This window comes from Streptomyces sp. NPDC006923, from assembly GCF_040635655.1.
GTDB lineage: Bacteria > Actinomycetota > Actinomycetes > Streptomycetales > Streptomycetaceae > Streptomyces.
Genome location: NZ_JBEYIF010000008.1, coordinates 21,276 through 43,069, shown reverse-complemented (window position 1 = coordinate 43,069; position 21,794 = coordinate 21,276). Strand labels below are relative to the sequence as shown.

At 71.4% G+C, this 21,794-nt stretch carries 19 protein-coding genes; 14 read left to right on the top strand and 5 right to left on the bottom strand.

Annotated features, from left to right (window positions below; translation table 11 throughout):
- Positions 1-7: 7 nt before the first annotated feature.
- Positions 8-1,444 (top strand): glycerophosphodiester phosphodiesterase family protein, encoded by a 1,437-nt coding sequence (locus tag ABZ707_RS17805; RefSeq protein ID WP_360175085.1) that lies wholly within the window; start codon positions 8-10, stop codon positions 1,442-1,444.
- Positions 1,445-1,538: 94 nt separating this feature from the next.
- Here the strand turns inward: ABZ707_RS17805 and ABZ707_RS17800 are convergent, their stop codons facing one another.
- The 3 genes from ABZ707_RS17800 to ABZ707_RS17790 all read right to left on the bottom strand — a co-directional run bounded on the left by ABZ707_RS17800 (position 1,539) and on the right by ABZ707_RS17790 (position 3,881).
- Positions 1,539-2,573: a hypothetical protein gene (locus ABZ707_RS17800; RefSeq protein ID WP_360175082.1), complete on the bottom strand. Its 1,035-nt coding sequence runs from the start codon at positions 2,571-2,573 to the stop codon at positions 1,539-1,541.
- On the bottom strand, positions 2,570-3,127 hold the full coding sequence (locus tag ABZ707_RS17795) for a sigma-70 family RNA polymerase sigma factor (protein ID WP_360175079.1): 558 nt from the start codon (positions 3,125-3,127) through the stop codon (positions 2,570-2,572). Before ABZ707_RS17795 ends, ABZ707_RS17800 begins: the two co-directional genes overlap by 4 nt.
- A gap of 139 nt (positions 3,128-3,266) precedes the next feature.
- Positions 3,267-3,881, bottom strand: a complete 615-nt coding sequence (locus tag ABZ707_RS17790; RefSeq protein ID WP_360175076.1) for a TetR family transcriptional regulator — start codon at positions 3,879-3,881, stop codon at positions 3,267-3,269.
- A 127-nt stretch (positions 3,882-4,008) separates the two neighbouring features.
- On the opposite strand from ABZ707_RS17790, the gene ABZ707_RS17785 reads away from it, so the two are divergent.
- The 5 genes from ABZ707_RS17785 to ABZ707_RS17765 all read left to right on the top strand — a co-directional run bounded on the left by ABZ707_RS17785 (position 4,009) and on the right by ABZ707_RS17765 (position 8,777).
- Positions 4,009-4,674: an NAD-dependent epimerase/dehydratase family protein gene (locus ABZ707_RS17785; protein WP_360175073.1), complete on the top strand. Its 666-nt coding sequence runs from the start codon at positions 4,009-4,011 to the stop codon at positions 4,672-4,674.
- Positions 4,675-4,919: 245 nt separating this feature from the next.
- Positions 4,920-5,009 (top strand): putative leader peptide, encoded by a 90-nt coding sequence (locus ABZ707_RS17780; protein WP_319678986.1) that lies wholly within the window; start codon positions 4,920-4,922, stop codon positions 5,007-5,009.
- Positions 5,010-5,228: 219 nt separating this feature from the next.
- Positions 5,229-6,437, top strand: coding sequence for an LLM class flavin-dependent oxidoreductase (locus ABZ707_RS17775; protein ID WP_360175070.1), 1,209 nt, complete (start codon positions 5,229-5,231; stop codon positions 6,435-6,437).
- 33 nt (positions 6,438-6,470) lie between these two features.
- The gene (locus ABZ707_RS17770; RefSeq protein ID WP_360175067.1) at positions 6,471-7,814 is read left to right on the top strand and encodes an NtaA/DmoA family FMN-dependent monooxygenase; all 1,344 of its coding nucleotides are present in this window, start codon (positions 6,471-6,473) and stop codon (positions 7,812-7,814) included.
- Positions 7,815-8,255: 441 nt separating this feature from the next.
- Entirely contained in the window at positions 8,256-8,777 is a 522-nt protein-coding gene (locus ABZ707_RS17765) for a hypothetical protein (RefSeq protein ID WP_360175064.1), read from the top strand.
- A gap of 64 nt (positions 8,778-8,841) precedes the next feature.
- On the opposite strand, the gene ABZ707_RS17760 is transcribed toward ABZ707_RS17765, so the two are convergent.
- Positions 8,842-9,699, bottom strand: coding sequence for an NmrA/HSCARG family protein (locus tag ABZ707_RS17760; protein WP_360175061.1), 858 nt, complete (start codon positions 9,697-9,699; stop codon positions 8,842-8,844).
- 229 nt (positions 9,700-9,928) lie between these two features.
- On the opposite strand from ABZ707_RS17760, the gene ABZ707_RS17755 reads away from it, so the two are divergent.
- The 3 genes from ABZ707_RS17755 to ABZ707_RS17745 all read left to right on the top strand — a co-directional run bounded on the left by ABZ707_RS17755 (position 9,929) and on the right by ABZ707_RS17745 (position 15,419).
- A complete protein-coding gene (locus tag ABZ707_RS17755; RefSeq protein WP_360175058.1) occupies positions 9,929-10,252 on the top strand; it encodes a GNAT family N-acetyltransferase in 324 nt (107 codons plus the stop codon).
- Positions 10,253-10,415: 163 nt separating this feature from the next.
- Complete coding sequence (locus ABZ707_RS17750; RefSeq protein ID WP_360175055.1) at positions 10,416-10,880, top strand: molybdopterin-dependent oxidoreductase; 465 nt, start codon at positions 10,416-10,418, stop codon at positions 10,878-10,880.
- Between the two features lie 333 nt (positions 10,881-11,213).
- Positions 11,214-15,419 (top strand): carboxypeptidase regulatory-like domain-containing protein, encoded by a 4,206-nt coding sequence (locus ABZ707_RS17745; RefSeq protein ID WP_360175052.1) that lies wholly within the window; start codon positions 11,214-11,216, stop codon positions 15,417-15,419.
- Between the two features lie 54 nt (positions 15,420-15,473).
- Here ABZ707_RS17745 and ABZ707_RS17740 read toward each other — a convergent pair whose 3' ends face one another.
- Positions 15,474-16,466: a helix-turn-helix domain-containing protein gene (locus ABZ707_RS17740; RefSeq protein WP_360175049.1), complete on the bottom strand. Its 993-nt coding sequence runs from the start codon at positions 16,464-16,466 to the stop codon at positions 15,474-15,476.
- Positions 16,467-16,834: 368 nt separating this feature from the next.
- On the opposite strand from ABZ707_RS17740, the gene ABZ707_RS17735 reads away from it, so the two are divergent.
- The 5 genes from ABZ707_RS17735 (at position 16,835) to ABZ707_RS17715 (ending at position 21,767) form a co-directional block, all read left to right on the top strand.
- Entirely contained in the window at positions 16,835-17,545 is a 711-nt protein-coding gene (locus ABZ707_RS17735) for an SDR family oxidoreductase (protein ID WP_360175047.1), read from the top strand.
- A gap of 85 nt (positions 17,546-17,630) precedes the next feature.
- Positions 17,631-18,698: a nitronate monooxygenase gene (locus ABZ707_RS17730; RefSeq protein ID WP_360175045.1), complete on the top strand. Its 1,068-nt coding sequence runs from the start codon at positions 17,631-17,633 to the stop codon at positions 18,696-18,698.
- 387 nt (positions 18,699-19,085) lie between these two features.
- Positions 19,086-19,808 carry a VOC family protein gene (locus ABZ707_RS17725; protein ID WP_360175042.1) on the top strand — a complete coding sequence of 241 codons (723 nt, stop codon included), beginning with the start codon at positions 19,086-19,088 and terminating at the stop codon, positions 19,806-19,808.
- A 156-nt stretch (positions 19,809-19,964) separates the two neighbouring features.
- On the top strand, positions 19,965-20,834 hold the full coding sequence (locus ABZ707_RS17720; protein WP_360175039.1) for an endo alpha-1,4 polygalactosaminidase: 870 nt from the start codon (positions 19,965-19,967) through the stop codon (positions 20,832-20,834).
- Positions 20,835-20,984: 150 nt separating this feature from the next.
- The gene (locus tag ABZ707_RS17715) at positions 20,985-21,767 is read left to right on the top strand and encodes a GNAT family N-acetyltransferase (RefSeq protein ID WP_360175036.1); all 783 of its coding nucleotides are present in this window, start codon (positions 20,985-20,987) and stop codon (positions 21,765-21,767) included.
- Positions 21,768-21,794: the final 27 nt, after the last annotated feature.

Sequence of the window (21,794 nt, the reverse complement as noted above, 5' to 3'; positions counted from 1 at the left end):
GTCCGCCATGGGCCGACCACTGTCTCGCGCGCGTACAGCGCTGCTCGCCACCTCCGTCATCGTCTCCTGCTCCGTGTTCGCGACCGCCCCGGCCGACGCCGGGAACGCCGCGGCCACCGCCGCCGCTGAGCGGGTCGTCCTCTCCGCGGACTTCTCCGGAAGCGCGCTGCCGGCGGGCTTCCGGGCGGTGGAGGGGAGTTGGCAGGTGAGGAACGGCCGTCTGTACGGGGCGTCAACCAGTTCCTCCCAGCAGAGCCGTATCACCTTCGGTGAACACCTCGACGACTACCGCATCGAGGTGACCGCCCGCTTCGAGTCCGCCGCCGACACCGCCCGTTGGGCAGCCATGGGGCTGGACGTTCCGGCGGCCGGGGCCGTGCCCTGGTCGATCGCCACCCTGCGCACCGGCACCACGGCCGCCAACGGACTGGAGTTCGCGCAGCGGACGACGGCCAACACCTGGAATGTCACCGACACCGCCGCGGCGCCCACGGCGGCCGGGACCGGCCGGGACGTACGGATCGCCGCGGAGGTGCACGGTTCGATGGCGCGCTGGTTCTTCGACGGCAAGGAGGCCCTGCGCACCAGCGGTGTCGCCCGCTCCGCCGCGGGTGTGGAGGCGCTTCTGGTCAACGGCGCGACCGTGTCCTTCGACGATCTGCTCGTCACCGAACTCCCCGCGCGGAACTGGATCCGGCCCGCGGGGTCGCCGCTCACCGTCATCGGGCACCGCGGCGCCGCGTCCGCCGCACCGGAGAACACCCTGGTCTCCGACGAGGTGGCACGCAGGGGAGGGGCGGAGTACATCGAGAACGACGTCCAGCCGAGCAAGGACGGCGTCCCCCATGTGATGCACGACAGCACGGTGGACCGGACGACCGACGGCACCGGCGCCATCCGGAGCCTCACCTCCGCCCAGCTCAAGGCACTCGACGCCGGTTCCTGGTTCGCGCCCTCCTACGCCGGGACGCGTGTCCCGACCCTCGCGGCGCAACTGGACGATCTGCGCACCCGGGGCGGGGACCTGCTGCTGGAGATCAAGGGCGCGCACACCCGGGCCGAGGTCGCGACGATCGTCAAGACCATCCGTGATCACCAGATGACCGGTCGCGTATTCGTGCAGAGCTTCGAGGTGAACGCCCTGAAGTACACCTACGAGCTCGCACCCGAACTGCCTCTGGGACTGCTCCGCAGTGACCTGGACGCGGATCCGGTGGCCACGGCGAAAGAGCTGCACCTCGCCTCGTACAACCCGTCGGACGAAGCCCTGAGCGAGCGGCCCGGTGTTGTCGCCGCTCTGCACGCCGCCGGCGTCGCGCTGATGGTGTGGACGGTCGACACCCCGGCTCGCTGGAAGGCGCTGGAGGCGATGGGGGTCGACGGCATCATCACCAACCGCCCGGCGGAACTCACCGGCTGGAACGCCGCCTTCGCGCAGAAGTAGCACCGCGCCCACCGCCGGGAGAACGCCGGGTGCGGCGGCCGCGGCCCGTGAGGCCGGTCTACGACCTCATGGGCCGGGGCCGCCGGTCAGGGCCTCACTCCGCGGGCTTCGGTGGCGCGAGAGGCTTCGGGGTGGCGATGCCCGCCGGGAGCCGGGGGACGCCCGGGGAGCCGCCACCGGTCTCCGGCAGGGGGCTGCGGCCACGGGGAGCGTCCCAGGCGGGTTCGGCCGAGAGGTAGGTGGTGCGGCTGACGAGGTCGCCGTCCTTCTTGCCGCCCCGGACGAGCACCTCGGTCTCCAGGAGCTGGGTGGTCGCGGGGGAGATGATCAGACGGCTGCTCCGGTCGCCGTTGTCCAGCTCGACCGCCGTACCGTCACGTCCTGTGCTGTCCTTGACCTCGCCCGCCAGGCGCACCCCCGGAATGCCGGCGAGGACCTCGTACAGCGCGGCGCGCAGCCGAGGGCCGGCCGGCGCCCGGGACAGCAGCGCGTCGACACCGTTGAAGAGCGCCTCCCAGGCGGCGGGCCCGGTGGCCCCGCCGAGCAGCCGCGCCTGGAGCGCCCTGGGATCGGTGGGCAGCGTCCCCAGATCGTCCCAGGTCACCGCCTTGCCAACGATGTCCCACGCCATCAGCGCGTCCTTGCCCTTTCCCGCGGGAAAGTCAAAGGCCGGGCCCTCACCCATGCGCGTGACCATCCCGGTCCTGCTCAGCCACGAGACCCGGGACACCGTCCGCTTTCCGGTCGCCGGCAGGACCGAGGAGGCGGTCACCTTCCAGTAAGGGGCCCCGGAAGCGGGCCTGTCGGCGGCGCTGTCCGCGACCTCGTGGAGAAAGCCCGCCGCGTCCGCGGTCGTCGGGGCCCGGCCCCCGAAGCCCAGCGTGGGATAGACGGCCACACCGGCGGCGACGGCCGCGACCGTCGCCGCGGAGACGATGAGCCGCCGGGTGCGGCGGACCGGCCGGTGGGCGACGGTCGCCACGCCGTCCTCCCGCGCGGCGGCGGCCCGTACGGCCGCCAGCGCGGCACCGACCACGGCGGGGCCGGGCGGGGCGGTCGCACCCGCGGCCCGCAGCCGGTCCGCGCCGTCGAAGTCGAGGAGTTCCCTGTCGTACTGAGTGCCGGTCATGCGAGGTCTCCTGCCAGGGGAGGGGTCTGCGGGGTGCCGAGCGCCGAGCGCAGTCGCGTACGGGCCCGGTGGAGCCGGGAGCGGGCGGTGCCCGGGGGTATGCCGACCACGGCGGCGGCCTCTGTGGGCGTGAGCTGCTCCCAGGCCACCAGCAGCAGCAACTCCCGCTCCACATGGGGGAGTCCGGCCAGTGTGCGGCGGATCAGCGGCGCCACCGCGGCGGCGTCCAGCCGCCGGTCGACCGCCTGCCAGGGGTCGTCGCTCTCCTCGGCGGCGCGCGGCGTGCGCCGGTCGTCCGAGTGCCGGCGCCAGTGCGCGGCGAGTACGTTCCTGGCCACGCCGAAGAGCCAGGTCCGCGCGGCGCCCCGGCCGGAGTCGTAGGTGCCGCGTGCCGTGTACGCCTGCAGCCACACCTCGGCCAGAAGATCGTCCGCCGCCCGCGGCGCCCGGCGTGCGAGATAGCCGTGCAGCGCCGTCGAATGCCGCGCCACCAGCGGCTCGAACGCCTCTGTGTCCCGCACCGAGCGGGTGAGAAGCTCGTCGTCCGTTTCCACTGGACCTCCCCTCCGTGGCCGCGTGAACTGCGGCCTCACCCGGTACTTGTCGAGTACGCGCGAAAGCGTTCGCGGAGCGGTCCCGCCGGGCGGTCCCTGACCCGGGCCGGCTGTCCGGATCCCGTGCCGGACTGACTGGTCAGTCAGAGATCTCCGCGGGCTCCCACACCGCGCCGTTCCGCGTCCCCGGGGGACGGGTGAGGCGACCGACCGAGACGACGACGGAATGCCGGCGGACGCTGACCAGCGCGGCGTCCTCGTCGGGGGTGCGGCCCTCGGGGGAGCCGTCGCTCCAGGCGCCGGCGAGGACCAGCACCAGGGTCAGCAGCGCGTGCGCCGGCATACCGGCGTCGACCAGCCCGTCCGCCTGGGCGGCGGCCAGTTCGCGGAGCTTGGCCACGGTCGACTCCTGGGCGACGGGCAGCGCGTCCGCCCCGGGCCGCTCCAGGCCGTACCAGCGTGCCAGCCGCAGCAGATGCGGATGCGCGCGATAGAAGTCGAAGAGCGCGCCGGCGTAACCGGGCAGGTCCCGCGCGTCGAACGGCGCCGCTGACAGCAACTCCTCGATGGCGGCCGCGTAGACCGTGTCGAAGAGCTGCTCCTTGTTGCCGAAGTAGACGTAGATCAGGTTCTTGTTGACCGATGCGGAGACGGCGATACGGTCCACTCGCGCCCCGGCGATCCCGTACGTCGCGAACTCCTGGGTCGCGGCCTCCAGCAGCCTCGCCTTCGTCACATCGGATTTCTTCACCATGGACCGAGGATATCTCTTGACCAACCAGTCCTTATCTCCCGCCCGGAGCCGACTCGCGGCAGGTGCCGCGCACTTTTTCTAACCATGTGGTTATGCTGGCGGTCGCGCACAGCGAGAGGCGGTTGAAGTGAAGGTCATCATCTTTGGGGCGTCCGGCATGGTCGGCCAAGGCGTTCTGCGTGAGTGTGTGCGGGACGAACGGGTCGAGAGCGTCCTGCTGGTGAGCCGCGCACCCGGCGGAGGCCATCACGCGAAGGTCCGTGAAATCGTCCACGACGACTTCACCGACTTCACCTCCCTCGCGGACGAATTCGCCGGCCTGGACGCCTGCTTCTTCTGTCTGGGCGTTTCCTCGGCCGGCCGGAGCGAGGAGGAGTACCGCCGCATCACCTACGACTGCACACTCGCCGCCGCGCGTGCGCTCGCCCCGGGCAACCCCGCCCTGACCTTCGTCTATGTCTCGGGCGAGGGTACCGACAGCACCGGACAGGGCCGATCGGCCTGGGCGCGTGTCAAGGGACGCACGGAAAATGAACTGCTCGCCATGGATTTCCACGCGTACATGTTCCGGCCGGGTTACATCCGGCCCCGCCACGGAGCGACGTCCAGGACCCGGCTGTACCGGCTGATGTACGCCCTCACCGCCTGGCTCTATCCGGTGCTGCGCAGACTGGCGCCGGGCCATGTGACCACGACCGAGCACATCGGCCGCGCGATGCTCGCGGTGGTGGGGCTCCGAGGCGCCGGACCGCACATCCTGCACAGCCGGGAGATCAATCAGCTCGCGGCCTGACCCGCGCGGCGGGCGGCCGGTCGCTCCCGCGCCCCTGGGCAACGGCGGGGCCGGCGCACCGTCAGTCCTGCCGCATTGATGGCCGCGGCGATGGTCGGTTACGCTGGATCCGGGTGCGAGCACCGGCGCTGAGGTCTGGCCCGCCGGCCGGAAGTCCCCGTTCGTCGTGGGGCCCCCGGTCGCAGACCACGTCCGCCGGACCCCGGCGGACGAGCGCGGACAGAGCGACGAGGGATGAGGCGGCGATGGCGATCGGACCGCGCACATCACACACCGCCTTTCTGCGCCTGCACATCGATCTGCTGCGCGTCGCCGGCGCCATCTGTCGCGCCTGACTCCGGGCCGTCCCCGCGCTCTCCAGCCGTTGGCCTGCTGACCGGGGGCCCGCGGTCCGACGGTGATTTCGGGCCCGTCGCCCTGCCGTGTACCCGGCCTCGTCGTCCGAGCGCTCTCGTTCTCCTCCACAGCACGCCGCCCCCGCGACCGCCCGGGCGGCCCGCTGCCCCTTTCCCGGCATATCCGCCATCGCGTCTCTCCGGAAGTGGTGTTTCTCCGTGCCCGAGACATCTCCCCTGCATCTCGCCATAGCGCTCGAAGGCGCCGGCTGGCATCCCGCGGCCTGGCGCGCGCCCGACGCGCGCGCCGACGAACTCTTCACCCCGCGCTACTGGGTCGATCTGGTCCAGGAGGCCGAGCGCGGCCTGGTGGACTTCGTGACCATCGAGGACTCACTCGGACTCCAGTCCGCCCGCTACGACCGGACGGACACCGGCGACACCCCCGGCCGGGTCCGCGGCCGGCTGGACGCCGTCCTGATCGCGGCCCGCGTCGCACCGTTGACCAGCCATGTCGGTCTGGTGCCGGCGGCGACGGTGACGCACACCGAGCCATTCCACCTCTCCAAGGCGATAGCCACCCTCGACTACGTCAGCACCGGCCGGGCCGGGCTGCGGATCCAGGTCTCCGCCCGCGCGTACGAGGCCGCGCTCTTCGGCCGCAGGGAATTCCCGGAGTTCCGCATCGAGGACCGGGACGACCCCGCGGTGGCCGCTCTGCTCGCGGATCTCTTCGAGGAGGCCGCCGACTATGTGGAGGCGGTGCGCCGCCTCTGGGACAGCTGGGAGGACGACGCGGTGATCCGCGACGCGGCCACCGGCCGTTTCGTCGACCGCGACCGGCTGCATTACATCGACTTCGCCGGAAAGTGGTTCAGCGTCAAGGGTCCCTCCATCACCCCGCGTCCTCCGCAGGGGCAGCCCGTGGTCACGGCTCTCGCGCACGCCACCGTGCCGTACCGGCTCGGTGCGCGGTCCGCCGACGTCGTCCATGTGACGCCGTTCGACAGCGAGCAGGCCCGGACCATCGAACAGGAGATACGACGCGAACAGACCGCCGCCGGGCGGGCCGGGGAACCGCTGCACGTCTTCGGCGATCTGGTCGTCTTTCTCGACAGCACCGAGGAGGCCGCGCGCGCCCGCAAGGCGTGGTTCGACGACCTCGCGGGTGAGGCCACGTCCTCGGACGCGCTCGTCTTCACCGGCACCCCGGCCGGACTGGCGGACCTGCTGCTCGACTGGCGGTCCGCCGGACTCTCCGGCTTCCGGCTCCGCCCGGCGTCCCTCCCGCACGACCTGCTCGCGATCACCCGCGACCTGGTCCCCGAGCTTCAGCGGAGGGGGGCGTTCCGCAGCGCGTACGGGGCCGGCACCCTGCGCGGGCTGCTCGGACTCAGCAGGCCGGCCAATCGCTACGCGGCCGCGTGACCCGGCGCCATCACCGAGCATCGAGGACGTGACATGAGCAAGCCCGTCAAGCAGATACATCTGGCCGCGCATTTCCCCGGCGTCAACAACACCACCGTCTGGAACGACCCCGCCGCGGGCAGCCAGATCGACTTCCGTTCCTTCGTCCATCTCGCCAGGACCGCCGAGCGCGCCAAGTTCGACTTCCTCTTTCTCGCGGAGGGCCTCCGCCTCCGCGAGCAGAACGGCCTCATCTACGATCTGGACGTCGTCGGACGGCCGGACACCTTCACCGTCCTGAGCGCCCTCGCCGCCGTGACCGACCGGCTCGGGCTGGCCGGCACGATCAACTCGACCTTCAACGAGCCCTATGAGGTCGCCCGGCAGTACGCCAGCCTGGACCATCTCTCCGGCGGCCGTGCCGCCTGGAATGTGGTCACCTCGTGGGACGCGTTCACCGGCGAGAACTTCCGCCGAGGCGGATTCCTCCCGCAGGACGCCCGCTACGAACGGGCCAAGGAGTTCCTGGCCGCGGCGAAGACACTCTTCGGCTCGTGGCGCGGTGACGAGATCGTCGCCGACAAGGAGTCCGGCACGTTCCTGTCCGACCCGGGGGCCGGGCACTTCGATTACCACACCCAGCAGTTCGACATCACCGGCCAGTTCAATGTCCCCCGCAGCCCCCAGGGCCGCCCGGTGATCTTCCAGGCCGGAGACTCTGACGAGGGCCGCGAGTTCGCCGCGGCCGACGCCGACGCGATCTTCACCCGACACGGCACACTGGAGGCGGGCAAGGAGTTCTACGCCGACGTCAAGGGCCGGCTGGCGCGCTACGGACGGTCCCCCGACGAACTCAAGGTCCTGCCCGGGGTCACCTTCGTACTGGGCGACACCGAGTCCGACGCCCAGGAGAAAGCCCATGTGATCCGCCGTCAGCAGGTCAGCGGCCAGACCGCGATCAAGCTCCTGGAGCAGGTGTGGAACCGTGACCTGAGCGCCTACGACCCGGACGGACCACTGCCGGAGATCGATCCCGACCCCGGCGAGCACACGGTCGCCAGGGGCCGCGCCAGTGTCCGGATGAACCGCGATCCCCTGGCCGTCGCACGCCAGTACCGCGAACTCGCCGAGGCGAAGAAGCTGTCGATCCGCGAGCTGATCATCGAGGTGAGCAGCCGGCAGTCGTTCATCGGCACCCCGGAGACGGTCGCCACCGCCCTCAACGACTTCGTGCAGTCCGACGCGAGCGACGGATTCATCCTGGTGCCGCACCTGACGCCGGGCGGCCTGGACGACTTCGCGGACCGCGTCGTGCCGATCCTCCAGGAACGCGGCGTCTACCGCACGGAGTACGAGGGCACCACGCTCCGGGAGCACCTGGGGCTCGCCGCGTTCTGAGACCCGCGCGGGCGAGCGGCCGAGCGGCGGACGGGAGAGCCGTCCGGAGGTGTTCCGCGCCTCCGGACGGCTCTCCGGCATGTCCTGCCGCCGGCCGGACGGGCGCACCGGCGGCAGGACGCCCGTGTTTCCGGCGCGGGGCGGGTCCACCGCCACGCGGGCGGCACACATCCGGTCAGGCGGGTGGCGTCGCGGGGGAATCGCTGTCCCGGACGTGACGGGATGCGACCCGCACGCCAGGAGAACGGCGGCCGGGCGGTGCAACCGGCACGGCCCCCGCGGCGTGTGGAACATCAGGGGCCGCCATGGCCGGGGGAGCGGACTCCCGCCGTCCGGACGGATGTTGTGCGGAGGCGTTCGCGGTCACGCGCCGCCGGGGTCCGGGCCGAGGGCCGGGGAAACGCCGGGTCCCGTAAGGCGGTGACGTGAAGGGGGAAGCGGATGAGGACAACGGTTCGCCGCCTCGCCCTGGCGACCGCCGTCTGCGCGGCGGCGGTGACGGTGCAGGGCTGCACGGTGCCCACCGCGGGGGTGACCGGTATCTCCGTGACCGAGGACGGGCGGCCGCTCGGCGTGATGGTGGTCTGCCACGACCACATGGACGTCGCGGAGCTGTACACCGACGGAGACAAGCCGGACGCCCCCTCGAAGACCGTCGGCAGATGGGCGCGGACCGATCCCGCCACCGGTTTCACCACCTGGCCGCTGGACGAAGGCGGCGACGGCTGGACCGTCGAACGGTCATCCTCCGGCGCTCTCGCCCCGCACCGGGTCTATACGCTCTTCGGGGGCACGAACGACAACTCGTGGTCCGCGGCCTCCGTCGACTTCACCGTCGGACACCTGGCCGCCCTCGCCCCCGGCCAGGTCCGCTACTACACCGGGGAACGCGACAGCGACGGCGACATCTACCGGACGACATCGATGGCGGACTTCCGGGCCGTGGCCTGCCGGAGCGTCTGACGCCGTGGTCCGTCCGGCCACCGGGCCGCGGCACCCGGGGCCGGAGCGCCGGAACCGAAGGCGCTCAGCCATCGCCCGGCACCGGCCAGCTCTGATCCCCGGCCCAGTCGGGGAACGAGACCCAGGGGATGTCGGGGAAGTCCGCGCGCAGCGCCTCCAGGTCGACGCTGTAACCGGACTCCGTGAGAAACGTGTACATGGCGCCCATGTCGGGGTTGGCCCGTCTGACGGCCTCCAGCGGGATCTGCCGGAAGACCACGGGCCCGCCCGCCGCCGCCCCGATGGCGCGCGCCATCTGCGTGGGCGTGGGGTCGTCGCCCGCCACCTCCACCCGGCGTCCGATCCACCGGTCCGGGTCCGCGACGACGGCCGCGACGACCCGGCCCAGATCCCGCCGGGCGACCTGCTGGAGCGGGGTCCCGGCGGGCAGCGCCAAGGTCATCTCGCCCCGGGCGATCTCCTGGCGCGCCCCCAGGGCGTTGTCGAAGAAATACGTCGGCGCGACCACGGTGGCCGGCACCCCGGAGGCGGCGAGGGCCTCCTCGGTGCGGGCCTTGGTCTCGAAGTGCGGGATCCCGGTGTTCTGGTCCGCGCTGGCCACGGAGGCCATGACGAGATGCGGCAGCGCGGACCGCGCCGCCGCTTCCACGATCGCCAGCCCCTGTGCCTTCTCCGCCTCCAGCCCCGCTCCGAAAGGCGTGGTGACGGCGAACGCCGCCGAGGTGTCCTGGAAGGCCCGGGTCAGGGACGCCGCGTCGGACAGTTCGCCGGTGACCACCTCGACGCCCGCCGACTCCAGTGCGCGGGCCCTGGCCTCACCGGGGTCGCGTACCACCGCCCGGACCGCGTGGCCCGCGTCGAGGAGAGCCCTGACGACGGCGCCGCCCTGGCCCCCGGTCGCGCCGAGTACCGCGATCTTCACTGTGCCTCCTCCGCCGGTCCGTGTTCATGTTCGTGGCTGAAAGGCCCGGTGGCCACCGCACTCGCCGAACGGACGAGCGGAACCACCGCGGACGGGCGCGGAACCGGCACGGGGCGGGCCGCGACGACGGCCGGTCCACCATCGCGCTCTCCGCACTTTACGATCATCCTATAGGCCGACCGTGGTGGAGAAACTCTCCTCCGCCACCCCAGAGCATTGAGGCGAGATCATGAGCGATTCGAGCACGACCGGCGCGGTGACGGTCTCCGACAACCCGGAGGCCGGCCGGTACGAGGCGTACATCGACGGCACCCTGGCCGGTGTGGCGCAGTACATCCGCACCCACGAGCTGGTCGCCTTCGTGCACACCGAGGTGGAGCCGGCGTTCGAGGGCAGGGGAGTGGGCGGCTCGCTGGTCAGGACCTCCCTGGACGCGGCACGCGCACAGGGCCTCGCGGTGCTCGCCGTCTGCCCCTTCTACACCGGCTGGATCGCCCGGCACCCCGACTACCAGGACCTCCTCTACACGAAGAAGAGCAGCGTCAGCGACTGAAACGCCCCACCAACTCGGCGGCATCTGCGGGCATTAGACCCCTGGATCGGGCACAGATGCCAGGAGAAAAGCGATTGCGGCTGGCGTTCGCGGTTCTCGATCTCCGCTGCAGGGCATCACCTGGGGGCACCCGTCACGGCGGACCGTTCCCAGGGAGCAGCCGATGAGCCGACTCTCCACCCACACAAGGCGGTTCACTCTGCGGGGAGAGCTGCTCCGGCCGGCGACGCTGTCCGTCGGGGACCTCAGGGAGGGCTGGGAGCAGCACCGGACCGAGGTCTCCTTCGACTGCGCCTCCAAGGGCCCCCAGGGCCACCTTTTCGAAGGGCCACTGCTGCGTGAGGTCGTCATCGGCGCCGGTCCGGCCTTCGACCCCCGGCGGCGCAAGGACCGTTCCCGCTATCTGCTGGCCGTGACCGGCGGGGACGGGCACCATACGGTGCTGTCCTGGGCGGAGTTGGACGCCGACTTCACCAACACGCCCGTCCTGCTGGCCACGCGCATGGACGGCCGTCCGCTGGATGCCGAAGGAAGCCAGCTCGTCGTGCCGTCGGACCGCTGCGGGGCGCGGTACATCAGCGCGATCACCAGCATCTGGATCGGGCAGGCGATTCCCGGGCCGCGGTGACCGCGGCGGTAGGAGCGGTACCGGAGAGAGCCGTGTCCCGTACCCGGGCAGGCCCGGGCGCGGCCTCCTGGCGTTAACCCGTCACGGCGTCAAACCGCCAGCTCACCGCATTGACCGGCCGCTCCGGGCAGGTGGATCTTTCTTCCCAGCGAGGCCATCCGCGTATCGCCGCCGACCGTGACGTCCCGCGTCGGCCCACTGCGTCATCAAGTGGAGTCCTTCTTGCGTGCCCAAAGACCATCCCCGGCGAGACCGGGCCATACGGCGAGACCCGTACCGGGCGGTGCTCGTACGAGCCGCGTCGCCCGATACGCACGACCCGGACGGACCGGCGTGAACCGGCTGATCGCCGCGGTCAGCGCCGCGCTGCTCTGTGTGCTGGCACTGCAGGTGCCGCAGCAGGCCGCCGCGGCGCCGGCCGGCGGCGGCACCACGGCCGCCGCGGAGCCGGTGTGCGGAAAACCGAAGCCGGGCGAGTTCACCTGCTTCGCGGTGCGCCGTACCGACGTGGCGAAGAAGCTCGGCGTCCAGCCGCGCACCACGGCCAGGGCCGCCGCCGCGGGGCCCGAGGGATACGCCCCCGCCGACCTGCTGTCCGCCTACGGCCTGCCCGCCGACGGAGGCGCCGGCGCCACGGTCGCGATCGTGGACGCCTACGACAACCCCAACGCCGAGGCCGACCTGGCGATCTACCGGGCGCAGTACGGCCTCCCCGCCTGCACCACCGAGAACGGCTGCTTCCGCAAGGTCGACCAGCGCGGCGGAGCGGACTACCCGCAGTCGAACGGCGACTGGGCCGGTGAGATCTCGCTCGACGTCGACATGGTCTCGGCCGTCGCACCGAAGGCCCACATCCTGCTGGTCGAGGCCGACGGACCCACCTCCGACGACCTGGGCACCGCCGTGAACACGGCGGTCGAGCTGGGTGCGAAATACGTGTCCAACTCGTACGGGGCGTACAGCGAGGACTACAGCAACCGGGCCTACGACGAGGCGTACTTCAACCACCCCGGAACGGCCATCGTGGCCAGCTCGGCGGACAGCGGATACGGCGTCAGCTATCCGGCTTCGTCGCCGTACGTCACCTCCGTCGGCGGCACCTCACTCACTCGCGACAACAGCGGGCGTGGCTGGTCCGAGAAGGTCTGGAACAGCGTCATCACCCATGCGTCCGGCGAGAAGTACTGGGGCGCACCCGGCTCCGGATGCTCCGAGGTCGAGCCCAAGCCCTCGTTCCAGACCGACTCCGGCTGCGCCGGCCGCTCGGTCGCGGACGTCAGCGCGGTCGCCGACCCGGCCACCGGGGTCGCCGTCTACAACAGCTTCTCCGACGGCGGCTGGAACGTCTACGGAGGCACCAGCGCCTCCGCACCGATCATCGCCGGTGTGTACGCGCTGGCCGGTTCCCCGGTCGCCGACACCTACCCCGCCTCGTACCCGTACCTCAGCCCGGGCGCGCTCAACGACGTGACCGAGGGCGACGACGCGAGCTGCCCGGACAGCTCGCTCTGCGGCTTCGGTTCCACACCGGAGTGCACACCGAGCTACGAGTGCATAGCAGGACCCGGCTACGACGGCCCCACCGGCCTGGGCACACCCCAGGGAGTGGCGGCCTTCAGGCCCGGCCCGCACGGCACGCTCGGCGGTACGGTGACCAACTCGTCGACGGGCAAGCCCGTCCCGGGCGCCACGGTCACCCTCGGCCAGTACCGTGCGACCACCGATGCGGACGGCCGCTACCACCTGGCGGTTCCGGTCGGCTCCTATCCGCTGTCCGTCAGCGCGTTCGGGTACGGCGACCAGAGCCTCGGCACGGTGGACCTGGCCGACGGAGACACCCTGACCAAGGACATCCCGCTCGCCGAGGTGGCCACCCAGACCATCTCCGGCACCGTCAAGGACGGCGGCGGCCACGGCTGGGGCGTATACGCCAAGATCACCGTCGACGGCGTGCCCGGCAGTGTCTTCACCGACCCGAAGACCGGCCACTATGCCGTCAAGGTGCCGATGGACCACACCTACAAGCTGCACGCCGCAGCGCTCTACCCCGGCTATGAGCCGGGCAACGCGACCGTGGCGGTCGCCGGTTCCTCGAAGACCGCCGACATCGGTCTTCCGCTGACCGGCACCGGGGCGCTCCCGCCCGGCTACGCGATCACCTACCACGGCGGCGGCCTGCAGAGCTTCGACAGCAGCTCCAAGCCGGGCGGCTGGACGGTGAAGAACAACACCGAGGCCGGCGGCTGGCAGTTCGACGACCCGCTGAACCGGGGCAACCAGACCGGTGGAGACGGCCGGTTCGCCATCGTCGACGACTACGCCCTCGGCTGGGCCCCCGCGGACACCGAACTGATCAGCCCGAGCTACGACTTCTCCAGGGAGACCAGGCCCGAACTCGACTTCGACACCGCCCTCCCGCCGCTCTACCGGCTCGACGACCTCACCGCGGACGTCGATGTCAGCACCGACGACGGACGGAACTGGACGAACGTCTGGCGTCACACCGATGTGGTCAACGGCCCGTCGCACGAGGCGGTCCCGCTCACCGCGTACGCGGGCAAGTCCGGCGTACGCGTCCGCTTCCACTTCGTCGGCGGCCTGACCGGCACCTGGCAGCTCGACAACGTGGCAGTGGGCACCCGCGCCCTGGAGACCATCCCCGGCGGCCTGCTCGTCGGGCAGATCACCGACTCCAACACCGGTGCCGGGGTGCTCGGTGCCACGGTGCGGAGCGTCGCCGTCCCGTCGGACTCCGGTCACAGTGTCGCCTCGCCGGGCGACCCGGCGGTCGGCGACGGCCTGTACTGGGCCTTCTCCAGCCGCACCGGCAAGCAGCAGCAGTTCACGGCCGGACTGGCCGGATTCGGTTACCCGGAGGTCACCACCAAGGTCAAGGTCACCGCGGACACGGTCACCGCGGCCGACATCGCGCTGCACCCGGCCCAACTGCGGCTGAACGAGACCGCGGTGGGCCGCTCGGTGAAGTGGGGCGACGAGGCGACCGTCAAGGTGACGGTGAAGAACACCGGCGGCTCGGCGGCCACCGTCTCCCTGGGCGAGAAGGGGCTCGGCGGCCCCGTCAGCAAGGCCGCCGGAGCCGCCAGACACCGGGTCAGGAGCGAGCTGACGCCCAACACCGCCACGCGCGGGTCCACCGGGGCGGCGAAGGCCACCGGCCCGGAGACCGGCCAGGCATGGGGGGCCGTCGCGGACCTGCCCGGCGGAGCGTACGGCGGTCTCGCCGCCGTCAACGACGGTGTGCTCTACGCGGGCCTCGGCCAGAGCCCCAGCGGCCAGTGGAACAAGGGATTCTTCTCCTACGACCCCGCGACCGGCGGCTGGAAGGAGCTGGCCGACGCGGTCACCGGCCGGTTCGCCCCGGCGTACGGCTTCATCCGGGGCAAGCTCTATGTCACCGGCGGCAAGGACGCCGCCGGCACACCGATCCCGGGCGGCGACGTCTACGACCCGGCGACCGACACCTGGTCCCAGATCGCCGACGCGCCCCTCGCGTACGGTTCGGCCGGCTCGGCCGTCCTGGGAGACAAGCTGTATGTGATCGGCGGCTGCGACCAGCTCAACTGCGGTACCGAGGACGTGCAGATCTACGACCCGGCGGCCGACCGCTGGTCCGCCGGCAAGCCGTACCCGAAGCCGGTCTCCTACGAGTCCTGCGCCACCACCGACGGCGTGCTCTACTGCGCCGGCGGCGCGTACCAGCCGAACGGCCAGCCGCCCGCCGACACCGCCGCGGGCTACGCGCTCGACGCGAAGACCGGTGACTGGAAGAAGATCGCGGACGCCCCGATCGACTTCTGGGGCGCCACGGGCACCGCCGCCAACGGCAGACTGCTCATCTCCGGCGGCAGCGTGATCAGCGCCCAGGCACTGACCAACGAGGCATACGCCTACGACCCGGCGGCGGACGCCTGGTCGGCGCTGCCGAACCTGGCGAACCCGCTGATCAACGCGGTGTCCGCACCCGGCTGGTATGTGATCGGCGGCCGCAACGCCGCCGGCGCGACCCAGACCGCGGCCCAGAAACTGGCGGGCTACGACCAGCCGCACGCGGATGTGCCGTGGCTCACCGAGTCCACCAAGTCGGTCACGGTCAAGGCGGGCGCGTCGGCCACCGTCACGGTGACACTGGACGCGAGCGCGATGGGACCGGCCGACGCCGGTGACCACCGGGCCGCCCTGGTCATCGACACCGACACACCCTACGGAGCGGTGACCGTACCGGTCACCATGACGGTGACCGCACCCGCCGGCTGGGGCCTGCTCACCGGCACCGTCACCGGCACGAGCACGGACGGCGACATCACACCTCTCGCCGGCGCGACCGTGCAGATCGACACGAAGAACGGCGACTTCACGCTCAGCACCGGCACGGACGGCGGCTATCAGCTCTGGCTGCCGGCCAAGGACAACCCGCTGACGGTGATCGTCGCCGCCACGGGCTACAAGCCGACGACGAGAACCGTGAGAATCGTCAAGGACGGGGTCGTCACCAGCGACTTCAGCCTGCTGCACCAGTAACACCGCACCCGCACCAAGGGGGCGGCCGCCGCGGCGGCCGCCCCCGCACGGCTTCTACTCCGGCCCTCCGGGCAGCCACCAGCCCCGGCTGGCGGCCAGCACACCGGCCTGGAACCGGCTGCTGGCACCCAGCCTGACCAGCAACGCCTGGACCCTGCGCTGCACCGTACGGTGGCCCACGCCGAGCTGTCTGGCGATCGCCTCGTCGGGCAGTCCCGTGGCCAGCAGCGAGACGATCCGGCGCTCCTCCTCACTGACGAACTCGCCGCCCTCGTCGTCGGCGGGCCCTCCCGGTATGAACGGCTGCGCGTGCTGCCACAGCGTCTCGAAGAGCGCGGACAGCGCGTCGAGCAGCGCCGACGGATGGACCAGGATGCAGGAGTCCAGTACCCGCGGTGTGGCGAGCAGCGGGATCAGCCCCGCCTGGTCGTCGGCGAGGACCATCTTCATGGGCGCCTCCGGCAGGAAGCGCACCTCCTCCCCGGCCGCGACATCCCGTTCGATGCGCAGCGTCGCGTCCGGCCTGCTGAAAGCGTCCCGGGCATGGATGAAGCGGCTGCGCACCCGCCGGCCCTCGATGTTCGTACTGGAGTTGACCATGCTGCCGTCGATCGTCTGCGCGTACGGCGGTGCGTCGATGCCTCGGATCTCCCGTTCCGCCCTGCGGAAGACCTGTTGCCCGCACCTGGCCACGCCGTCCGGGCCCGTTATCACCTCGATCAGCGGGGTGGAGTCGCGTCCGGTCCGGGCCTTCCGGTGCCGGTCGGCGAGCCGCTGGGCCAGCGCCCGGACCCGCTGGATGTCCCGCTCCCTCGCCAGCAGCAGTACCTCGACCGCGTTCTCCGGCGGCAGCGCGGCGTACCGTACGGGCCGCCCCGCCATCCGCGAGATCAGGCCACGGTCCTCCAGGCGGACCAACGCGCCCCTGAGCGCGTCATGTTCGATGCCGGTCCGGCTCTCCAGGTCGCCGACGCTCAGCGGTGAATCGTCGACCAGGGCGAAATAGGCGACCTCCGCCCAGTGATCGAGCCCCAGCACCTCCAACATGGCGCACCTCCGCATCGGCCTACCGCGTGGCTGCCCTCGACCAGGTGATTCCGTGATCGTCCGGCGCCCTCGGAAAGGTAACCCCACGCCCGGAGGCGTCACACGCGCGGGTGCCGACACTGAGGGTCATTGCCCGTGCGCCGGTGAGCGTGACGACTGCCGCACCACGGCCCGGAGCCCGTCCGGACACCGCGTCAGGGTTCGCCCGTCCGGCCGACCCGGCGTATACCGGAGGTAGGGACGAAGACGAGTGCGGCTCGCCAGGCCCGCCGGGACGAAGTGGCGTGGCGGCCCTGTGATCCGGGCACCGCCGCTGTCCACCACTGTCCACGTGGACGCGGCTGCCACTTGCGAGAGGAAAGCACACCATGGAGGTCAAAGGCGCGACAGCGCTCGTGACCGGAGCCAATCGCGGCCTCGGGCGGGAGTTCGCCCGAGTGCTCGCCGCGGCGGGGGCGAACGTCTACGGAGCGGCTCGGGACAAGACGGCGGTCAGCGACGAGGGCGTGATCCCCGTCGAACTCGACACCACCAGCGACGCGAGTGTGACAGCGGCGGCCAAGAACTGCCCCGAGGTGACCATCCTGATCAACAACGCCGGGATCGCGAGGCCGCAGGACGTCCTGCGGGCATCCATCGACGACGCCCGCCAGGAGATCGAGGTCAACTACCTCGGCTCCCTCCGGGTGGCCCAGGCGTTCGCTCCGGTACTGCGGCGCAACGGCGGCGGCGCCCTGGTGAACATCCTGTCCGTCGCCTCCTGGGTGGCGTTGCCGGGCATCCCCACCTACTCGGCGTCCAAGGCGGCGGAGTGGGCCCTGAGCAACGCCCTGCGGTCGAGCCTGCGCGGACAGAGCACTCTGGTGACCGGGGTCCACCTGAACTTCGCGGACACGGACCTGGCCGCAGGCGTCGAACTGGAGAAGATCGCGCCCGCCGACGTCGCGCGGGCCGTGCTGGTCGGGCTGGAGGAGGACCGGGAGGAAGTCATCGCCGACGACTTCGCCCGCATGGTGAAGTCCAAGCTCTGCCGGGATCCCGCCGCGCTCTATCCGCAGATCGAGCGGGACTTCGGCTGAGGCGCCCGGCCCCCGCGGCGGCCGGGCACTGACGGGCCGCCAGACCGGCACACGAGACACCGACGGTGAACGAGGAGCGTCCGGTATGACCGAAGCGCGGCAGCGGGCACGGGCGTTCTGCGACAGATTCGGACTCGGCCTGCCGGTCCTCCAGGCGCCGATGGCCGGATCCAGCCCTCCGGAACTGGCCGTGGCCGTGGCGGGAGCCGGCGGTATGGGAGCCCGGGGCGTGCTCCAGGACAGTCCCCGGCGCATCGCCGAATGGACGGAGGAATTCCGGGCCGGCTCGTCCGGTGCGTTCCAATTGAACGTCTGGATTCCTGAGACGGCCGGCCCCGACCCAGCGGAACGGCAACGTCAGATGGACGGCGCGCGGGAGTTCCTCGGCGGCTTCGGCACCCCGGGCGAGCCGGGCGGGCCTGACCCGCCGGTGTTCCGGGAACAGTGTGAGGCGATGCTCGCCGCCCGTCCGACGGCCGTCTCCTCGATCATGGGTCTGTTCGAGCCCGAGTATGTCCGCCGACTGCACGAGCGGGGCATCGCCTGGTTCGCCTGCGCCACAACACTGGACGAGGCATTCGCCGCCGAGGACGCCGGTGCGGACGTGGTCGTGGCCCAGGGCATGGAGGCCGGCGGGCATCGCGGCAGCTTCCGGCAGGACGCCGAACGCGCCGACGTCGGTCTGTTCGCCCTGCTGCCCCGACTCGCCGACCGGCTGCGCGTGCCGATCGTGGCGGCCGGAGGCATCGCGGACGGACGTGGCGTGGCCGCCGCGCTCACCCTGGGCGCCAGCGCGGTCCAGGTCGGCACCGTACTGCTGCGCTGCCCCGAGACCGGGACCAGCAAGGAGTGGGCGGCCACGCTGGAGGATCTGGGCCCGGAGGACACCGTGACCACACGTGCCTACTCGGGCCGCCTGGCCCGGGCCGTGCGCACCGCCTATGTGATGGCGTGGGAGGAGCCCGGCGCCCCGAGCCCCGCGTGCTTCCCTGACCAGTTGAGACTCGTCAGCCAGTGGCGGCGGGGCACCACCGACGGGCTCGACCGCAGCAACTACTGGGCGGGACAGAGCGCTGCGCTGGCCACCGAGGAGCCGGCCGCCGATGTCATCACCCGGATGTGGACGAGTGCCCGCGGGCTGCTGCCGGGGTGACAGGCGGAGGACGCGGCGCCCGCCGCCGCGCCGAGCGCGCGAACACCCCCGGCGCAGCCGCCGGCGGACGAGCGCGCGACCGCAGGGCCGCCCCGGCATCAGCAGGTGCGCCGCTTCCTCGGTACGAAGAAGGGCCGAGGGATCCGCTACGGCCGCCTCCTCGTGGCGGCCCTCGTACCCGCGACGCTCTCCTCACCGGCCCGTGACGTGCTGGACGAGGGGCCTGTTGTGACGAACTGCCGTGGACCACGGGGGCGTTAATCAGTTGACCGGCGGGTGCCGTCTGGGCAGGCTCCGGTCACGACCTGGATGAAAGCCACCTTGCCGGTGAACTGTCCTGTGCGATCGGCGGACGGGGCAGCGAGCCGGCAGATCGGATGCCGAGGGATGACGTCCCACCTCCACGCGCTCTGCTTCGACGCGAATGACCCCATCCGTCTCGCGCGCTTCTGGGCCGGCCTCCTGGGCCGGGAGGCGGCCGACGACTCCCACGACGGCATCACACTCCTGCCGAGCGACGACACCGGGTTCCGGATCCGATTTCCTCCGACCCGGGAACGGAAGTCGGGCCAGAACCAGATGCACTTCGATCTGACGAGCACGTCCCTCGACGACCAGCAGCAGACGGTGGCGCGGGCGCTCGGACTCGGCGCCCGGCACATCGACGTCGGCCAACGCCCCGAGGAGGGCCACGTGGTGCTCGCCGATCCCGAGGGCAATGAGTTCTGCGTCATCGAGCCGGGCAACAACTTCCTTGCGGACTGCGGATTCATCGGTGCGCTCGCGTGCGACGGTTCGCAGGACGTCGGGTACTTCTGGAGCCGAGCGCTCGGCTGGCCCTTGGTCTGGGACCAGGATCAGGAGACCGCGATCCGCTCGCCGCGCGGCGGGCCGAAGATCACGTGGGGCGGTCCGCCGCTGATGCCGAAGACAGGGAGGGACCGGCTGCGTTTCGACCTCGCGCCACCCGGCGGCGCTGATCAGCAGGCGGAGGTCGACCGTCTCGTTTCCCTCGGGGCGACCCGACTCGGCACCGGCCGGGGCGAGGCAGGCCGGGTGGTGATGGCCGACCCCGACGGCCATGAGTTCGGTGTGCTGGCCCCCCGATAACGCTGGCCCCCCGATAACGTGACCGGTCCGGAGGCGGCGGCCTTCCCCGGCCCCCGGTGCGGGTGACGGGCTCGTACTCACCGGCCGCCGAGGGCGCTGCCCAGCCGTGAAAGCTGCCACTCTTACCTCAGGGCTGTCCCGTCGAAAGCTGGTTCCGTGTTTTCTCCGCTCCGCCGGCCCGCCGGCACATGCGCTCTTCTCCTGGTCCTGCTCGCCGGGTGTTCCTCCGGTACGTCCGGGCTCCCGAAGGAGCACCCGTCCAGCGCGGGACAGGGCCGGTCGACGGCCGGCACGGGCACAGCCGACGTCCGCCCGCCGCGTGCCGACGCCGTCTTCGACTACCAGCTCGGCGGTGCCTACGCGCCCCCGGCCGGAGTACGGGCGGTCTCCCGCGACCGTGCGGCGAAACCGGCCACGGGCCTGTACAACGTCTGCTACGTCAACGCCTTTCAGGCGCAGCCCGGAGACGCGGTGGACTGGTGGCACCACAGACATCCTGGTCTCCTTCTGCGGGGCGCCGACGGGCAGCCGGTCATCGACGGGGAATGGGAGGAACCCCTCCTCGACATCTCCACCGACGACAAGCGTGAGGCACTCCTCGGTATCGTCGGCCCCTGGATCGACCGGTGCGCGGACGCCGGTTTCGACGCCGTGGAACCCGACAACCTCGATTCCTATGAACGCTCCGACGGCCTGCTCACCGCGGACGACGCGGCGGCCTTCGCCGGGCTTCTGGCTCGCCGCGCCCACCAGCGGGGCCTGGCCGTCGCCCAGAAGAACACCACCGAACTGCTCGGTCAGCGCCGTCTCATCGGGTTCGACTTCGCCGTGGTGGAGGAGTGCGCCCGCTATCAGGAGTGTCCCGACTTCGCCTCCGCCTATGACGGCAGGGTCTTCGACATCGAGTACGAGGAGCAGGACTTCACCGCCGCCTGCCGCTCCTGGGGCGAGGAGTTGTCGATCACACTGCGCGACCGCGAGGTGCGTCCCGTCGATGCGGACGGCCATGTCCACGAGCACTGCTGACCCGGCCGAACTCCTGGCGGCCGGCGGCGAGATGGGTGCGAGCGGGGCACCGGCCGGGCTCGGAGCGCCAAGAGGCGATGGCTCCGGCACGGCGGTAGCAGGCCCCGGGGCGGTGCGGCTGCCCGGCTCTGAGCTGCGTAAACTGCGCATATGACGAACACTGACAGCCCGCTGGACGCTGTGGATGCCGCCGCCCGGGCATGGATGGCAGCTCTCGCCATGTTCGCGGCAGCTCAGCCGGACGGCCACTACCGAGCGGGTGCCGGTGGCACCTCGGAGCTCGTCACCGGCGCCCCCTTGCCTTTTATGAACGGTGTCATCAGCACCGCGCGTAACGCTGACGCCGACGAGATAGCGGCCTTCGCCGCTTCTCCGAAGCTGGCATCCGTCACATGGAGTGTGCAGGTACGCGGCGAGCAGATCGACGAGCGGATCGTTGCCACGGCGGCCGAGCGGGGACTCCAGCAGCGGAAGGAGCTGCCCTTCATGCTGAAGGAGCTCGGCGCGGACGATCTCCTGGAGCCCGAGGCCGACGGAGTGAAGATCCGGAGGGTACTGGGCGACGAGGAGGATCTGTACCGGAAGGCGATGGCCACCGGGTTCGAGGGTCCGGAAGAGGTCTTCACGGCTTTCGCGGTTCCTTCCGTGATGAATCACGCCTCGATGCGGGCATACGTCGCCGACGTGGAAGGCGTTCCCGTGGCGACTTCCTTCGGCGTTCTGGTGGACGATCTGGTGGGTGTGTTCAACATCGCGGTGTCACCGCAGCACCGCCGGCGCGGTTACGGCAGAGCGGTGACGGCGGCCGTGGTGCGTGACGCGTATCAGGAAGGGGCACGGACGGCCTTCCTGCACGCCAGCACACTTGGCGTTCCCCTGTACCAGACCATGGGGTTCCGTCACGCGGAGAACTGGACGCTCTTCACCCCGTGACCTTGACGTCGTCCCCCTCGGGGACCG

What these genes read in the sequence shown, in the direction of transcription:
- ABZ707_RS17805 (WP_360175085.1), top strand. Translation starts at nt 8, where the DNA reads ATGGGCCGACCACTGTCTCGCGCGCGTACAGCGCTGCTCGCCACCTCC.
- ABZ707_RS17800 (WP_360175082.1), bottom strand. Translation starts at nt 2,573, where the DNA reads ATGACCGGCACTCAGTACGACAGGGAACTCCTCGACTTCGACGGCGCG.
- ABZ707_RS17790 (WP_360175076.1), bottom strand. Translation starts at nt 3,881, where the DNA reads ATGGTGAAGAAATCCGATGTGACGAAGGCGAGGCTGCTGGAGGCCGCG.
- ABZ707_RS17780 (WP_319678986.1), top strand. Translation starts at nt 4,920, where the DNA reads ATGGCGATCGGACCGCGCACATCACACACCGCCTTTCTGCGCCTGCAC.
- ABZ707_RS17770 (WP_360175067.1), top strand. Translation starts at nt 6,471, where the DNA reads ATGAGCAAGCCCGTCAAGCAGATACATCTGGCCGCGCATTTCCCCGGC.
- ABZ707_RS17765 (WP_360175064.1), top strand. Translation starts at nt 8,256, where the DNA reads ATGAGGACAACGGTTCGCCGCCTCGCCCTGGCGACCGCCGTCTGCGCG.
- ABZ707_RS17755 (WP_360175058.1), top strand. Translation starts at nt 9,929, where the DNA reads ATGAGCGATTCGAGCACGACCGGCGCGGTGACGGTCTCCGACAACCCG.
- ABZ707_RS17750 (WP_360175055.1), top strand. Translation starts at nt 10,416, where the DNA reads ATGAGCCGACTCTCCACCCACACAAGGCGGTTCACTCTGCGGGGAGAG.
- ABZ707_RS17740 (WP_360175049.1), bottom strand. Translation starts at nt 16,466, where the DNA reads ATGTTGGAGGTGCTGGGGCTCGATCACTGGGCGGAGGTCGCCTATTTC.
- ABZ707_RS17735 (WP_360175047.1), top strand. Translation starts at nt 16,835, where the DNA reads ATGGAGGTCAAAGGCGCGACAGCGCTCGTGACCGGAGCCAATCGCGGC.
- ABZ707_RS17730 (WP_360175045.1), top strand. Translation starts at nt 17,631, where the DNA reads ATGACCGAAGCGCGGCAGCGGGCACGGGCGTTCTGCGACAGATTCGGA.
- ABZ707_RS17725 (WP_360175042.1), top strand. Translation starts at nt 19,086, where the DNA reads ATGACGTCCCACCTCCACGCGCTCTGCTTCGACGCGAATGACCCCATC.
- ABZ707_RS17715 (WP_360175036.1), top strand. Translation starts at nt 20,985, where the DNA reads ATGACGAACACTGACAGCCCGCTGGACGCTGTGGATGCCGCCGCCCGG.